12 protein-coding genes are annotated in these 14,408 nt (G+C 43.7%); 10 read left to right on the top strand and 2 right to left on the bottom strand.

From position 1 onward, the window contains the following. Nucleotides 1-144: 144 nt before the first annotated feature. From FM107_RS10735 to FM107_RS10750, 4 genes are all read left to right on the top strand, one after another. Entirely contained in the window at nucleotides 145-1,881 is a 1,737-nt protein-coding gene (locus FM107_RS10735) for a GMC family oxidoreductase (protein ID WP_086948516.1), read from the top strand. 11 nt (nucleotides 1,882-1,892) lie between these two features. Beyond that, the gene (locus FM107_RS10740; protein ID WP_086948517.1) at nucleotides 1,893-2,531 is read left to right on the top strand and encodes a gluconate 2-dehydrogenase subunit 3 family protein; all 639 of its coding nucleotides are present in this window, start codon (nucleotides 1,893-1,895) and stop codon (nucleotides 2,529-2,531) included. 93 nt (nucleotides 2,532-2,624) lie between these two features. Beyond that, nucleotides 2,625-3,206, top strand: a complete 582-nt coding sequence (locus FM107_RS10745) for a tRNA-(ms[2]io[6]A)-hydroxylase (protein WP_086948518.1) — start codon at nucleotides 2,625-2,627, stop codon at nucleotides 3,204-3,206. A gap of 71 nt (nucleotides 3,207-3,277) precedes the next feature. Beyond that, the gene (locus FM107_RS10750) at nucleotides 3,278-4,321 is read left to right on the top strand and encodes an LLM class flavin-dependent oxidoreductase (protein ID WP_306298650.1); all 1,044 of its coding nucleotides are present in this window, start codon (nucleotides 3,278-3,280) and stop codon (nucleotides 4,319-4,321) included. Nucleotides 4,322-4,397: 76 nt separating this feature from the next. On the opposite strand, the gene FM107_RS10755 is transcribed toward FM107_RS10750, so the two are convergent. After that, nucleotides 4,398-5,576, bottom strand: a complete 1,179-nt coding sequence (locus FM107_RS10755; RefSeq protein WP_086948519.1) for a dicarboxylate/amino acid:cation symporter — start codon at nucleotides 5,574-5,576, stop codon at nucleotides 4,398-4,400. Nucleotides 5,577-6,004: 428 nt separating this feature from the next. Between FM107_RS10755 and rlmN the strand changes: the two genes are divergently transcribed. Beyond that, nucleotides 6,005-7,072 carry a 23S rRNA (adenine(2503)-C(2))-methyltransferase RlmN gene (rlmN, locus tag FM107_RS10760; RefSeq protein WP_086948520.1) on the top strand — a complete coding sequence of 356 codons (1,068 nt, stop codon included), beginning with the start codon at nucleotides 6,005-6,007 and terminating at the stop codon, nucleotides 7,070-7,072. A 206-nt stretch (nucleotides 7,073-7,278) separates the two neighbouring features. Here rlmN and FM107_RS10765 read toward each other — a convergent pair whose 3' ends face one another. Continuing rightward, complete coding sequence (locus FM107_RS10765; RefSeq protein WP_256959466.1) at nucleotides 7,279-7,668, bottom strand: VanZ family protein; 390 nt, start codon at nucleotides 7,666-7,668, stop codon at nucleotides 7,279-7,281. A gap of 280 nt (nucleotides 7,669-7,948) precedes the next feature. Between FM107_RS10765 and FM107_RS10770 the strand changes: the two genes are divergently transcribed. The 5 genes from FM107_RS10770 (at nucleotide 7,949) to FM107_RS10790 (ending at nucleotide 14,344) form a co-directional block, all read left to right on the top strand. Beyond that, a complete protein-coding gene (locus tag FM107_RS10770) occupies nucleotides 7,949-8,281 on the top strand; it encodes a PadR family transcriptional regulator (RefSeq protein WP_086948521.1) in 333 nt (110 codons plus the stop codon). Between the two features lie 30 nt (nucleotides 8,282-8,311). Further along, nucleotides 8,312-10,066 (top strand): PspC domain-containing protein, encoded by a 1,755-nt coding sequence (locus FM107_RS10775; protein ID WP_086948522.1) that lies wholly within the window; start codon nucleotides 8,312-8,314, stop codon nucleotides 10,064-10,066. A gap of 84 nt (nucleotides 10,067-10,150) precedes the next feature. Beyond that, nucleotides 10,151-12,571: an outer membrane beta-barrel family protein gene (locus tag FM107_RS10780; RefSeq protein ID WP_086948523.1), complete on the top strand. Its 2,421-nt coding sequence runs from the start codon at nucleotides 10,151-10,153 to the stop codon at nucleotides 12,569-12,571. A gap of 142 nt (nucleotides 12,572-12,713) precedes the next feature. Continuing rightward, nucleotides 12,714-13,295, top strand: coding sequence for a TIGR00730 family Rossman fold protein (locus FM107_RS10785; RefSeq protein ID WP_086948524.1), 582 nt, complete (start codon nucleotides 12,714-12,716; stop codon nucleotides 13,293-13,295). A 230-nt stretch (nucleotides 13,296-13,525) separates the two neighbouring features. Beyond that, complete coding sequence (locus tag FM107_RS10790) at nucleotides 13,526-14,344, top strand: YncE family protein (RefSeq protein ID WP_086948525.1); 819 nt, start codon at nucleotides 13,526-13,528, stop codon at nucleotides 14,342-14,344. Nucleotides 14,345-14,408 lie beyond the last annotated feature (64 nt).

Genomic DNA, 14,408 nt, shown 5'->3' on the forward strand with positions numbered 1-14,408 from the left:
TGTGTGCAGTTTAGGCAAAAAGCGTTCACGTATCGAAAAAGATACGGCAAAGAATTTTTTAGGTATAAAAAAAGTTTCTATATTTAGTGCGCTAAATGGTATTAGTTATTGTAATAGTCCATTTTATACAAGTTATTGAGAGATATGTCCGATTATCAAATAAAAGAAAATCCAGAAGTTTTTGACGCTATCGTCGTCGGTTCCGGCGCCGGTGGCGGTATGGCTGGTTATATCCTAGCCCATGCTGGCCTGAAGGTACTTATGTTGGAGGCTGGTCCATTTTTTGACCCTGCGAAAGATGCGTTGCAGCTTCGTTGGCCGTGGGAATCACCACGTCGTGGTGCTGGTACAACGCGCCCCTTTGGAGATTTTGACGCGGCTTACGGCGGGTGGCAGCTCGAAGGCGAACCCTATACGAAGGCTAAAGGAACCGAATTTGAGTGGTTCCGTGCGCGAATGCTTGGTGGGCGTACCAATCACTGGGGCCGGATATCTTTGCGGATGGGACCGGATGATTTTCAACCTACTGATGGGGTAACCGATGCATGGCCTATAACATATAACGACGTGAAACCTTTTTACGACCGTGTGGATCGTATGATCGGTATTTATGGCACGGCTGAAGGGATACATAATGAACCGGACGGGATCTTTATGAAGCCACCTAAGCCTCGCCTGAATGAGCTTTACATCGCCAAAGGTGCGAAGAAAGCAGGTGTTCCTGTAATCGCAGGCCGTGGGGCAGTGCTTACCGAGGCATCTCCGGAAATAAAAGGACGAGGAACATGCTTCTACTGCGGTCAATGTGGACGTTCCTGTAAAGTTTACGGAGACTTTTCCTCCTCATCGTGTCTTGTGATGCCTGCGATGAAAACGGGCAATTTAAAAGTTATTGATAATGCAATGGTTCGCGAGGTAATCACCAATGACGAAGGTGTTGCTACAGGTGTTTCTTACGTCGATACCCGAGATCTACAAGAGTATACTGTTAAAGGAAAGACCGTCATATTAGGGGCGAGTGCTTGCGAGAGTGCGCGTATTATGTTGAATTCCAAATCGTCTAGCCATCCGGGTGGTGTTGGCAACAGCTCAGGTCTTGTGGGTAAATATTTGCACGATTCTACCGGAGCTAGTCTTTCGGGATTTCTTCCTGCATTATTGGATCGCAAGCGTTACAATGAAGACGGAGTGGGGTCGGTACATATCTATTCACCGTGGTGGGGAGATCATAATAAATTAAATTTCCCAAGAGGATATCACATCGAATATGGAGGCGGGTTACATATGCCATCTTATGGTTTCTTGAACTGGGTACCAAATGTAAATGGTATGGTGCCGGGGGCAGACGGATCCGAACAGTCTGCAGGGGGGTATGGAGCATCCCTCAAGCAGGATTATAGGCGCTTTTATGGCGCGAACGTTGGGATGGCTGGACGTGGTACTGCACTTGCGCGTAAAGACAATTATTGCGAGATTGATCCGACCAAGGTTGATAAATTTGGTATACCTGTATTGCGTTTTCATTATAAATGGGCTAAAGAAGAGGTGGCACAAGCTAAGCATATGCAGGAGACCTTCCAGTCAATTATGCATGAAATGGGTGCGGTGATCACCTCAACGATTCCTGGCGCAGACACTTCCTACGGTCTGGAAGCCCCAGGGAAAATTATTCATGAAGGTGGTACTACGCGTATGGGGAACGATCCTAAAAACTCTGTTTTAAATAAATGGGGGCAAGCGCATGATTGTAAAAATCTTTATGTTGTTGATGCAGGACCGTTCGTGCAGCAAGGGGATAAAAACCTGACTTGGACTATTCTCGCACTTTCGATGCGTACGGCGGAATATATTTTAGATCAAAAAAATAAATTAAACGGTTAAGTATAGATCACATGAACAGAAGAGAAACACTAAAGGCACTAGGCCTTATTGCTGCTGGATCAGGCGTACTTGCCGGGTCTTGTAAATCAGACACAACAAAACAAGCGGTCGCGACGGGCCCTGAGGGTGAGAAATTGCCAGGCGTTCAGGATTTTGAGCATGAACGAACGGCTTCGCTATATGCGGAAGATTTTTTTAATGACCACGAGATGGCAACCATTACGGTGCTGGGTGATATTATTATTCCCAAGGATGATATATCGGGAAGCGCTTCGGAGGCAGGTGTTCCCGCATTTATTGAATTTATTGTAAAGGATATTCCGAGTTACAAAATACCGATGCGTGGTGGCTTGAAATGGCTCGATGTGCATTGCCAGAAGCGATTTGGAAGTGCCTTTATCAAGTGTAAGAACGATCAGCAGATCGCCGTGATTGACGACATAGCTTACCCCGAAAAAGCAAAACCTGAAATGGCACAAGGGGTCTCGTTTTTTAGTTTGATCCGAGATTTGACCTCTTCGGGATTTTTTACTGCCGAGATTGGGGTAAAAGATATTGGCTACCAAGGTAACCGGCCGGGCGTGTGGAACGGTGTGCCCGCTGAAGTTCTTAAAGAGCATGGTTTTGATGCGGAACTTTTTTTCGGTTAACTTAAGACATTTTTCGAGTTTAAAGGGGCAAATACCAGCGGTATTTGCCCCTTTAAATTTTGTATCTTTGTGCTGTTATAGATTGTTTTTGATATGCTAGGTTTAAAACTTTTGACAGACCCCCGCTGGGCAAATATCGCGGAGGGAAATTTGGATGAAATCCTTTCGGATCATGCTTGGTGCGAACAAAAAGCCGCGTCCAATGCCATAACACTCATTACGCAAAACCCCGAATACGAAGACTTGGTGCACGAGCTGACCGCCATTGCTATTGAGGAGATGGAGCATTTCCAGATGGTTATCGAGCTGATCAAAGAGCGTGGATTTGACTTGGCCCGGGAGCGAAAGGACGATTACGTAGGGAAATTAATGAAATTCTCAAAAAAAGATGGCTCGCGGAATCAAGCATTTGTCGATCGCTTGCTGTTTGCCGCGATGATCGAGGCACGTAGCTGCGAGCGGTTTCGGGTGCTGTCCAAAAATCTCCAAGACCCGAAGCTAAGTGCGTTTTATTATGATCTGATGGTATCTGAGGCGAATCACTATTCCACGTTCTTGAACTTCGCCAAGAAATATTCTACCGACGTGGACGTGGATCAGCGATGGCAAGAATGGTTGGACTTCGAGGGCGAACTTATAAAGAGTTACGGCACCAAAGAATTTATTCACGGCTAGTACTTTCTTGATGTATGTCAAGGGTTAACATCTTGATTCAACCTACTTTTGTATTAGAAAGGACGAATATTATGATTGAATTAGGAATTGGAATGTTTGGGGATGTACAAATTGATCCCAAAACAGGTAACATACAACCTGCAGCAGCACGTATGCAGGAAATTATCGAAGAAGTTAAATTGATGGATCAAGTCGGCGTAGACTTCTTCGGTATGGGTGAACATCACCGTGAGGACTATGCAGTTTCGGCTCCGGAGATTATGTTGGCCGCCGCCGCGACAGTAACTAAGAATATCAAATTGGGATCCGCCGTTTCGGTGCTCAGCTCTGCTGACCCCGTTAAATTATTTCAAGATTTTTCTTCCCTCGACATCTTATCGGACGGGCGAGCCGAGATCATGGCTGGCCGAGGCTCATTTATTGAATCGTTTCCACTATTTGGCTATGATTTAAAAGACTACGCTGAACTCTTCGATGAAAAACTAGAGTTGCTTACACGCTTGAATAAACAAGATACAATTACCTGGTCGGGACGCTTTAGAAAGCCGCTGGTGAACCAGCAGATTTTTCCTCGTCCGGTAAGGGGCTCGCTCCCAATCTGGGTTGCTGTTGGCGGAACAACCTCGTCCGTAGTGCGTGCTGCGCGCCTAGGCCTGCCAGTCATGTTTGCCATTATTGGAGGAGCTCCGGAAAACTTCAAACCTTTATTTGAACTGTATCGACAATCATGGGTCGACAACGGGCATGCTATCGGGGATCTCCAAGTCGGCGTACATATGCATTCATTTTTTGGTGATGATGGTCAGGCTACTGCCGATAAATATTACCCGATATACGGTGGGCAAATGAATAGAATTGGGGCATCGCGCGGCTGGCCCGCTTATCAACGCTCACAGTTTGATTTCGGCCGTTCTATCCATGGCCACCTCATTGTAGGCGATGTGAACCATGCGATTGAGAAGATATTGCATTTTATTGAGATGTTTGGTTTAACCAGATTCTCCGCGCACATGGACGTGGGTAGTCCAGATCATAAGGATATGATGCGCGCAATCGAGCTTTACGGTACGCAAGTTATACCCAAAGTCAAGGAAGCGTTGGAAAAAGGAAAATAAGAAGTAATCAGTAGATTGTTGAAGCATGCGCGAGGAGAATTCATAAAGCTGTTTCTCCTCATGCATGCTTTTATATTTATGCGGGTTCAGCGTCACTGCTCGGCTTGAATATCGAGTTAAGTATGATGGCAATTGCACCGTCTCCGGTGACATTACAGGCTGTACCAAAGGCATCCATCGCGATGTATAGCGATATCATTAGCGCTTGGTTTTGGGCGTCGAATCCAAGCATGCTGGCGATAATACCTATAGCGGCCATAATTGCCCCGCCGGGCACGCCTGGGGCGGCAATCATCGTGATTCCTAGCATACAGATAAATCCCGTCATCACAAAAAAGTCTATTGGCATGCCCTGCATGAGCATCAGTGCGACAACGCACGAAACAATCTTTAGCATGCTACCCGCTAGATGGATCGTTGCGCACAGAGGTATACAGAAGCTCGCTATTTCCTCACGCACACCGGCTATTTTTGCGCGCTCTAAGGTTACCGGAATGGTGGCTGCCGAAGATTGCGTTCCCAACGCGGTGAAGTACGCGGGGAGCATCGTGCCTAAAAGTTTAAACGCATTTTTGCCCGATACCGCGCCTGCGATTAAGAACTGTATAAGCAGCAGAACGATATGCATAAGGAAGATCACTCCGATAATCTTTACGAATACATGCAGTATACTGACTACTTTTCCTGTGTATGTCATGTCTAGGAAAATACCAAAGATAAAAAGAGGAAGCAGTGGAACTATAAGTTTCTCAATGATGAAGGTGATGATCTGTTCAAAGTCCACGGCTACTTTTTGTAAAGTAGAGTTCTGCAAGCGCGCAAGGCCAATCCCGACTAAGAACGCCAGTACCAGTGCGGACATTATGTCAAATAGCGGTGGGAACTCTAAAGTAAAATAAGGCGCTAGCGACTCCCGAACGGCGCTGTTTGGGGCTGCTACCTGGTCTTTGAGCATCGCGGGAAATACTGCTATGCTTGTGAAATAGGAGCTGAGTCCGGCAAAAAGTGTTGATCCGTATGCGATGGCTACTGTTGAGAGCAATAGTTTACCTGCTGTCTGCCCTAATTTCGCGATCGCCGGTACGATTAGTCCGACAATGATTAAAGGAATGATAAATTTTAATAGTTGATCAAAAAGACTATTAAAGGTCGCGAAAATGCGGCCCATCCATTCTGGGATAATTAACCCGATACCGATACCCAAGAGGATGGCGATGATTACCTTAAACAGGAGGTTACTTGTGATTTTCTTCATAAAAATGTTCTGCGAACCACTAGTCACAATGTGCCGGTGGAAGGGGAGCTTCGCCCCATTTTGTTCGTGATGGATTCCGTGTATTTGTGTTTTTTAATCGATGTGTGTTAGCTATATCCGGTTTTATTGCTGTTTGTAACTGTACAGAAATGTCGCGTGCACCCTTGTACGTGTTGCGGGTAAACTTAGCGGGGGTAAATGCTGTTTTTGCATTCCGCCCGATCGGTGTAGACCTATGCAAAGTGATTCCAATATCTATTGCGCGCTGCATTTGTGCTTAGATTATAAGCCCATTGCACCATACTGATGCCTAAGGGCGGATTATTTTCCTAAATTACTGTTTTTTGTTGATAATTTATTTCTGTGAGACAGCCTTTGACGGCTAGGCATGTTTGATGCTCGCTAATTTTATTTATCTTTGTACCCGGATGGAGAAGAGTAAATTGATAGATATCAGAAGCTTAAGCTTGGATGCGTTAAAAACTAAACTTACCCAAATGGGTGAGCAAGGATTTCGCGCAAAACAAATTTATGAATGGTTATGGGTGAAGTCGTGTGTAGATTTCGATCAGATGAGTAATCTGAGTAAATCGCTACGCGAAACGCTGAAAGAGAATTTCATTATTCACGCCCTGCAAGTTCGCCAGTCGCAAGTTAGTGCTGATAAGACTATTAAAAGTAGCTTCACACTGTATGACGGAAATGTGATTGAAGGCGTATTAATTCCCGCACCCGAGCGTATGACCGCGTGTGTTAGCTCGCAAGTCGGGTGCAGCTTAAGTTGTAAATTTTGTGCAACCGGCTATATGGATCGTAAACGTAACCTCAATGCGGACGAAATTTATGATCAGGTAGTGCTTATTGCTAAGCAGGCCGAAGAGCATTACCAGCAGCCGCTAACTAATATCGTTTACATGGGTATGGGCGAGCCGCTTCTTAATTACTCGGGCATGATGAAATCCGTTGAACGTATTACTGCGCCAGATGGGCTTAATATGGCCGCGAAGCGGATTACCGTCTCAACGGCCGGTATTGCTAAACTAATCAAAAAACTGGGGGATGATGAGGTGCGCTTTAACTTGGCACTGTCTTTACATGCAGCGAACGATAAAAAACGTAATGAAATTATGCCGATCAATGAGCAAAATTCATTGCAGGCGCTCGCCGAAGCCCTCAAATATTATTTCGCGAAGACGAAAAATCCGGTTACTTATGAATATATCGTTTTTAATGATTTTAATGACGAGCTGGAAGATGCGCGCGAACTCGTCCGATTTTGCAAGCATATACCCTGTAAAGTAAATATTATCGAATACAACCCAATTTCACTTGCTAATTACGTGAATGCAGATGCCGATAAAATTGATCAATTTGCCAATTACCTAAAAAGCCAGGGGGTGATTACCAACGTACGTCGTAGCCGCGGAAAAGATATTGACGCGGCTTGTGGTCAACTTGCTATAAAGGAAAAAGACAGCAAGTTGGTGGAGAATTAATTCGCGTTTACATCCAATAAAGGGCTACCGCCCGTTTTAGCTGCCGCGAGTCATTCTCTATACTGAAAAGGATGCTCTATAGGGCTGTTCGCAGGTAATGCTTCGCCCCAAAAGAAAAGCAGCTGGACATCTATTTAAGAACGCCTTTCGAAGATCTTTTAATTTTGCTACGGACTCCATGTAGGCCATTCTACGTATTTATTTTGCTATTCGTAGCCTAGGCGTTTTTGGTGTAGAAGTAAATAGCCAAACAGTGCCATACCGATGCCCACATAATCGGCGAATATATCCCACCAGTCAGCCATTCTTCCCGTGGAAAAATAAAGCTGTATCCCCTCGGTGCCGAAAGCGAGTATGCTCGCAACAACTAGGCTAATGATGAATGTTTTTATTTTCGAGGCCCTCCCTTTGGAGTGCACAATAAATCCCAAGAGTAACAGCACGGTGAACACAAAGAAAAATCCACAATGTGCTAGTTTATCGAACCCTTCAAAATACTGCGTAGTAGGCAAGTCATTGGCAGGTAACCCCATTAAGATAAGCATTAGCACGGCCCACAATATAGCCCAAGCATAGTTAAATATATATTTAATCATCGTGATAAAAGTCGCGTTTATTATGCAGGTTTCAAAAGAAACCCGCGATTATTTATTCGGCATCGGTAGAGCTTGAGCTAGTTAATGCCAGATTATTTTGCAATAGTATCGCTGATACTTAGTTTGTTATATTTTTGATTTTATTTAATCAATTGTTACATAGCGCGTTACTTCTTTATGTTATTTTTTCACGCTGTATATCAGTGTGTTATGTCTGTTTGTGAAATAAATATAGTACTATGTATTGCATAGTACAGTCTAAAGCATATATCTTTGTATTATGATAGCAGAAAATACACAAACCCAAATGAGGAAAGGGATACTTGAATATTGTATCCTTTCTATAATTTCCCGAGGGGAGATATATGCTTCAGATATAATCAGTGAATTAAAGAAAGCCGAACTTCTTGTGGTTGAGGGGACGTTGTATCCGCTGCTAACACGGTTAAAGAATAATGGACTACTAAGCTACAATTGGAAAGAATCTACTTCAGGTCCTCCTAGGAAATATTATCAAATTACCACATTGGGACGCGAAGTACTGACAAAACTTGATGTGACATGGAAGGAATTGCTATTCGCCGTGGAGATATCGCTAAAAGAAAGAAACTAACTATACGAATCAATCAAATCATACTGGATCATGAATAAGACAATAATTATAAATATAAACAGCATCGTTTTTCACATAGAAGAGGATGCATATGAGACCCTTCGGTCGTACATGATTGATATAAAGAAGCATTTTGGTAATACAGCCGAAAGCAAAGAGATATTAGAAGATATAGAGAATCGAATTGCAGAGATGTTTAGCGAGCATATCCAATCCGGCCGGAAGGAGGTGCTTAATATTGCAGACGTGCAGGAGGTAATCAAGCGCATGGGTAAGGTGAGTGATTTTCAGGAAAGTGAAGAATATAATGATGGCTTTGAAGAACCTGTTTTTCCGGGAAATGTCTCAACGCCACATACGGGGCGTAAATTGATGCGCGATCCCGATGATAAGATAATTGGCGGCGTCTGTAGTGGACTTGCGCATTATTTTGTGATGGAGCCGCGTTGGATTCGTTTACTTTTGGTGTTATTTGTTTTAATTGGCGGTTCGGGTATTTTAGTGTATGTGATTCTCTGGATTGTGATGCCTGAGGCAGAGACGCGCGCAGACAAAATGGTGATGCGTGGGGAGGTGCCAAATTTAGAAAATTTCAAAAAGTCTTTCGATGAAGAGGTAAATAGCTTTTCGGATAATTTCACCGGGGCCGGCTATCATATCACTCGTGGAGCACGCACCGCAGGGGCCGCCCTTGGGGGCTGCCTGGGTCTTATCGGGAAGCTGATAGCTTGGGTTATGCTTTTGGTGTCTGGATCGGCTTTAGTGGGGCTTTTTATATTTTATGTTTTTAACCTAATGAATCTATTTGGCATGGAGAATCCGATGATGTTTCCACCCTTGCAAGTTTTATCTACTGATGAGGCCGTCATTGCGCTTACCTTTGGATTCTTAGCGATAACAATACCAATTCTTGCACTGTTCCTTTGGCTTATTCGTGTGTTATTCAAAGCAGAGAAGCTTAATAACTACATATCACTAACGATTTTTGCTGCCTGGATCGTTTCTATTGTCGCGGTGATCTATTTCTGCGTGTCCGCGGCACAAGATTTTCGGGAGAAGAGTACTATAAATGTGGAACGTAAGATCGAAGTACAGAAAATCTATAGTTTTTCGGAGAAAGATGTTCGTGTGCTCGATGAGAATGAGAAAGATTCACTGAAATCTCGATTTAATATGGAGATGGATGGTTTAAACCTGCGTAAACGTTTGCACAGTTCTATCGGAATTCATTTTGAAAGCATCGACTCGCTCAGCCAACCATTCATTCAGTACCAGTATTCGGCCAAAGGCAAATCTTACCAATTAGCTGCCCAGCGCGCTGGAGAAATCTTCTACCAAGGTATCCAGGAAGGAGAAGCGATTGTTTTTCCAAGTCATTTTCTGCTCAGAAATAAATCGCTCGATCGAGATCAATTTGTTAAGGTCATCGTCTACCTGCCGCGTGGCGCGAAAGTATTGTTAGATAAAACGCTGGATAACAAGGTACGGGATATTTCGATATGGGACTGCCGAAATAACTACTCGGAAGCCGAGCGCCAGAAAGTGACCGAATGGACGATGAGTGATCGGGGATTAGTCTGCTCGCAAGCCGAGCCCGAGCCCGAACCTGAGCAGGAGCAAGATACCCACGGAGCGGTGGGTAAGGCTGATCAACAACAGAAAGTGGTCGATCAGCAGCGTAAAGATTCGGTAATAAATATTGAGGCACCGAATGTGACGATCGAAATGAAAGACAATAGTTTACGAATAAATACAAATACTACCCAAAAGGAAAACGCAAGCTAAACACAACGACTAGACCAAAGTCCCTTTTTCTAATTGATTTTAAAGAATATTTTCTTTGGAGCAGGGGTTTTTTACGCACTAACTATGAAAACAATTTATACATATTTTATACTTTTAATAGCCGTTCCGGTGTTGATGTCCAGCACGCTGCAGGCAAAGCAGCCCGGGATCCGCGGGACGGTATTGGATGAACAGCACCAGGGGGTGGATAAGGTGTCTATCTACTTAATGAGTAGTAAGGTCGAGGCGATCATTAAAACGGCCGTTTCTGATGAGAAGGGGAACTTTTCGATTCTCAACGTTCCTGCGGGAACTTATTTCATCCAAGCTTCCTCCGTAGGTTTTACAACCTACAAATCTCAGCCGCTGACGATAGGTAGCGCGGATGTAGTGTTGGAAAATATCATTTTAACCGGGGCGTCCCAGCAGATCGGTGAGGTAAGTGTTCAAGCGCGCCTTCCGCTCGTGCAGCAGCGTGACGGAAAGCTTATTTTGAACGTCGAGAACTCGACGCTTGCCGCCGGAAATAACGCCCTTGATATTGTCCAGCGAGCTCCTGGAGTGAGTGTTGATAAGGATGAGAACTTACAGCTCATGGGCCAGCAGGGCGTAAATGTTACCATTGATGGGCGTCAAACGTATATGAGTGGGGATCAACTAGCTTCGTTACTGAAAACGATGAACGGAGACCAAATTAAAAGCGTGGAAGTCAGTACCATCCGGAGCGCCAAGGATGATGCGGAAGGATCTGTCGGCACAATCAATATTGTTTTAAAGAAAAATAATATGGAAGGATTCAACGGATCATTTATCGCAAGTGGTGCTAAAGGCATTCACGGAAGGGGAAATAGTTCGTTGAGTCTCAATTATAAAAAGAATAACACGAATGTATTTGGCTCTTATGGATATACACACGATAAACGCCAGTTTGACCTTACTTTGGAGCGTAATATTGTTTCGGATACCGATCCCCGTTTTTTTAAACAAAGGGGTGCGTTGCGGCAACTTCGCAAGAATCACGATTATCGATTTGGGATCGAACAAAAGACATCTGCGAAAAACACGCTCGTTCTGCAGTTCACAGGTAATAATGATATTCGTGATGAAGATAATAACAGTTTGACGAATATTGGCCCAAGCGTTGATGTGATGGATTCGCTATTGCAAACTACAACCCTAACAGACAATTCGTTTAATCGCTATTCGTTAAATTTAAATAATGAATATTTGCTCGATACAGTTGGCGGGAAATTGATCTTTGATGGTGATTGGAGCCGGTTTCGAAATGATGCCGTCAATGATTACGGCTACTTAACCACTGACCCAGCGGGTACGCCATTATACCCCAAAGAGCTCGAACAAAGTAGAACACCCGTGGATATTGATATTCTAGTCGGTAAGATCGATTTTGTCAAAGGCATTGGAAGGGGAAAATTGGAAACGGGGGTGAAATATAGTCATGTTAAATCGGACAACGATTTACAGTTCGAACGCTATGTTGATGGGCAATGGGAAGAATATACTGGCCGTCCTAATCATTTTGTATATACCGAAGATATTGCCGCCGCATATGCCGATTATAGTCAGCAGTTCGGCAAGATTAGCATGAAATTAGGCGTTCGCGGTGAATATACATTTTCAGACGGGAACTCCATTACCCTGAGTAAACGTGTTAAGCGTGATTACTTCGACCTCTTCCCTTCCGTTAATTTCGGGTATAATTTAGAAGAAAACCATGTTTTTTCCTTGGGCTATGCACGGAAAGTACAACGTCCGAATTACCGATCGTTGAATCCATTCACCTATTATATCGATAAATTTACTTACAGTTTGGGGAACCCCTACTTGAACCCACAATATACCGACGGCTTTACCTTGAACTATACCTTATACAAGCGATTTAATATTACATTGGGTACCGATATTACGCATGATGCGATCGTCGAAAGTTTAGGGCAGGATGATCAGACAGGAGAATCGTGGGTAACAACAGATAATTTAGCCAAGAATGTAACCACTTATCTAAATGTGAACGCACCAATTCAAATTGGTAGTTATTGGACGATGAATAATAACATTTCGGGCATATATATGCATTTTAAAGGTCCCATCGCTGGGGAATATGCCGACCTGGGTTCTGCTTTCTTTCAGGGTAGAAGTACAAACAATTTTAAGATTTACAAAGGACTGTCTGCGGAATTGTCGGCGAACTACACCAGTGATTTTTTGTATAATGTGTATAAAATACATGCCCGCTGGGGCGTCGACATTGGCGCGAGTTATAATTTTGATGATAAGCGCAGTTCATTGAAACTTGCCATGACAGATGTCTTTCATACGCAGAAAAACAATGTGTCTTCGGATTTTGGCGAATTTGATGTGAACTTTTGGCAGTATAACGATAATCAGAGCGTTCGATTAACTTTTACCTATAAATTTGGAAATCTAAAACAACAAAATAAACCTAAAAGTACCCAGTCGGAAGAAAAAAGTCGGGCCCAATAGCTGCGCAACTAAGTAATAATTTGCCTCGGGTTGCAGCAGAAATACCCGGGGATTATGCCCTCGGCGGGCCATTTTTTAAGCGCAAACAAAGAAAAATACGGATTAATAATAATAGGTTTGTATTTCGCTAATCTATATTTTTATGAAAAGTATTGTCGTTTTTTGCGCTTCTAGCTTTGGACACGATCCCATATTCGAAGAACAGGCCGCTAAAGTTGGTCAAATATTGGCAAAAAGAAATATCCAACTAATATATGGTGGTGGACGCGTAGGGCTTATGGGCACTGTTGCAGATGGCGCGCTAGCAGCCGGTGGCGAGGTTATTGGGGTCATTCCTACGTTTCTAAACACCAAGGAAAGAGAGCATCATGGCGTGACGAAATTGATAACGGTCGATACCATGCATGAACGTAAACGTATTATGAACGAATATGCCGAGGGTATTATTGCTCTGCCTGGCGGGTTTGGCACCTTGGAAGAGTTGTTTGAGATGATTACTTGGGCACAGTTAGGGTTGCACAAAAAGCCTGTTGGGATTCTAAACACGGCAGGCTACTATTCGCATTTGATTCAATTTATAGATCACATGGTGGAACAAGGCTTATTACGTCCGGAAAATCGATCTATGTTGCTGGTGGCAGATACGATTGAACGTTTACTTGAGAAGATGGAGAATTACACGGCGCCAGCGGTAAGTAAATGGATTCATAAAAATGAAATTTAGGAAAATGGCGCATAGAAATAGGTGTATCTTGTTTCTCGCCTGCTGTAGTCCAGTATGCGGCTAATTCAGTAGGACGCGCGTTGCCCCGGGGTAAACTATTTAGAATTCGGTATAGCAGTTTGATAAAGACCCGGAAAGGACGCGGATTTATGTTTTTTGATATGCTATGTATTTTGTAATATAGCCAGCTTTTGGTATCTTACAGTTTAAATTTTTAAACCGGAATTTCTATGAAAAGATTAGTATTAGTCGCTTGTGCAGCATTCTTGACAACAAGTGTATTCGCCCAGAAACAACTTACTGAGCTTTGGGAAACCAAAGGTCTCCCGACTCCGGAATCATTACTGCACGCCCCCAATAGTGACGTGCTTTATGTCTCTTTGATTGATGGGGAGGCAATGACAAAAGACGGGAAGGGCGGTGTCGCAACATTAAATTTGGACGGCACAATTAAAGACGCAGATTGGTTCACGGGTATGGACGCACCAAAGGGGTTGGCGCTACATGATAAACAGTTGTATGTTGCCGATGTGACTTCTGTTTGGGTGATCGATATAGGCTCGGGCGATCTAGTCAAACAAATAGAAATTCCTGGGGCGGTGATGTTGAACGATGTGACCATCGATGATAAAGGGGTCGTCTATGTGTCAGACACTCGTAGTGGTAAAATATATACATTGAAGAACTATAAGCCGGAAGTATTCTTAGAGAACACGCCTAATGTTAATGGGTTAAAGGTCGTGGGGAATGATCTTTTTGCCTTGGTGGGTCCGGAGCTGTGGAAAATCGATAACAAAAAAAAATCTACGGTAATTGCCAAGGGATTTGAGCTCGGCGGTGATGGTGTAGAACCGGTCGGTAATGGCGACTTTTTAGTAACCTGTTGGGGCGGAATTATTTATTATGTAAAATCTGACGGTAGCTATGAGAAAATCCTCGATGTGCAAGGAAAGATGAATACAGCGGATTTAGGTTTTCACGCACCGACTAATACGGTATATATTCCGACCTTTGGCAACAATAGCGTGAAAGCGTACACACTTAATTAACGGTTTCAGCGAAGAAAATAGCGTAAAAGATGCGGTGAAAACCGCATCTTTTTTTGACCTTTGT

Source organism: Sphingobacterium sp. JB170 (assembly GCF_900163865.1).
Lineage (GTDB): Bacteria > Bacteroidota > Bacteroidia > Sphingobacteriales > Sphingobacteriaceae > Sphingobacterium.

What these genes read in the sequence shown, in the direction of transcription:
- FM107_RS10735 (WP_086948516.1), top strand. Translation starts at nt 145, where the DNA reads ATGTCCGATTATCAAATAAAAGAAAATCCAGAAGTTTTTGACGCTATC.
- FM107_RS10740 (WP_086948517.1), top strand. Translation starts at nt 1,893, where the DNA reads ATGAACAGAAGAGAAACACTAAAGGCACTAGGCCTTATTGCTGCTGGA.
- FM107_RS10745 (WP_086948518.1), top strand. Translation starts at nt 2,625, where the DNA reads ATGCTAGGTTTAAAACTTTTGACAGACCCCCGCTGGGCAAATATCGCG.
- FM107_RS10750 (WP_306298650.1), top strand. Translation starts at nt 3,278, where the DNA reads ATGATTGAATTAGGAATTGGAATGTTTGGGGATGTACAAATTGATCCC.
- FM107_RS10755 (WP_086948519.1), bottom strand. Translation starts at nt 5,576, where the DNA reads ATGAAGAAAATCACAAGTAACCTCCTGTTTAAGGTAATCATCGCCATC.
- rlmN (WP_086948520.1), top strand. Translation starts at nt 6,005, where the DNA reads ATGGAGAAGAGTAAATTGATAGATATCAGAAGCTTAAGCTTGGATGCG.
- FM107_RS10765 (WP_256959466.1), bottom strand. Translation starts at nt 7,668, where the DNA reads ATGATTAAATATATATTTAACTATGCTTGGGCTATATTGTGGGCCGTG.
- FM107_RS10770 (WP_086948521.1), top strand. Translation starts at nt 7,949, where the DNA reads ATGATAGCAGAAAATACACAAACCCAAATGAGGAAAGGGATACTTGAA.
- FM107_RS10775 (WP_086948522.1), top strand. Translation starts at nt 8,312, where the DNA reads ATGAATAAGACAATAATTATAAATATAAACAGCATCGTTTTTCACATA.
- FM107_RS10780 (WP_086948523.1), top strand. Translation starts at nt 10,151, where the DNA reads ATGAAAACAATTTATACATATTTTATACTTTTAATAGCCGTTCCGGTG.
- FM107_RS10785 (WP_086948524.1), top strand. Translation starts at nt 12,714, where the DNA reads ATGAAAAGTATTGTCGTTTTTTGCGCTTCTAGCTTTGGACACGATCCC.
- FM107_RS10790 (WP_086948525.1), top strand. Translation starts at nt 13,526, where the DNA reads ATGAAAAGATTAGTATTAGTCGCTTGTGCAGCATTCTTGACAACAAGT.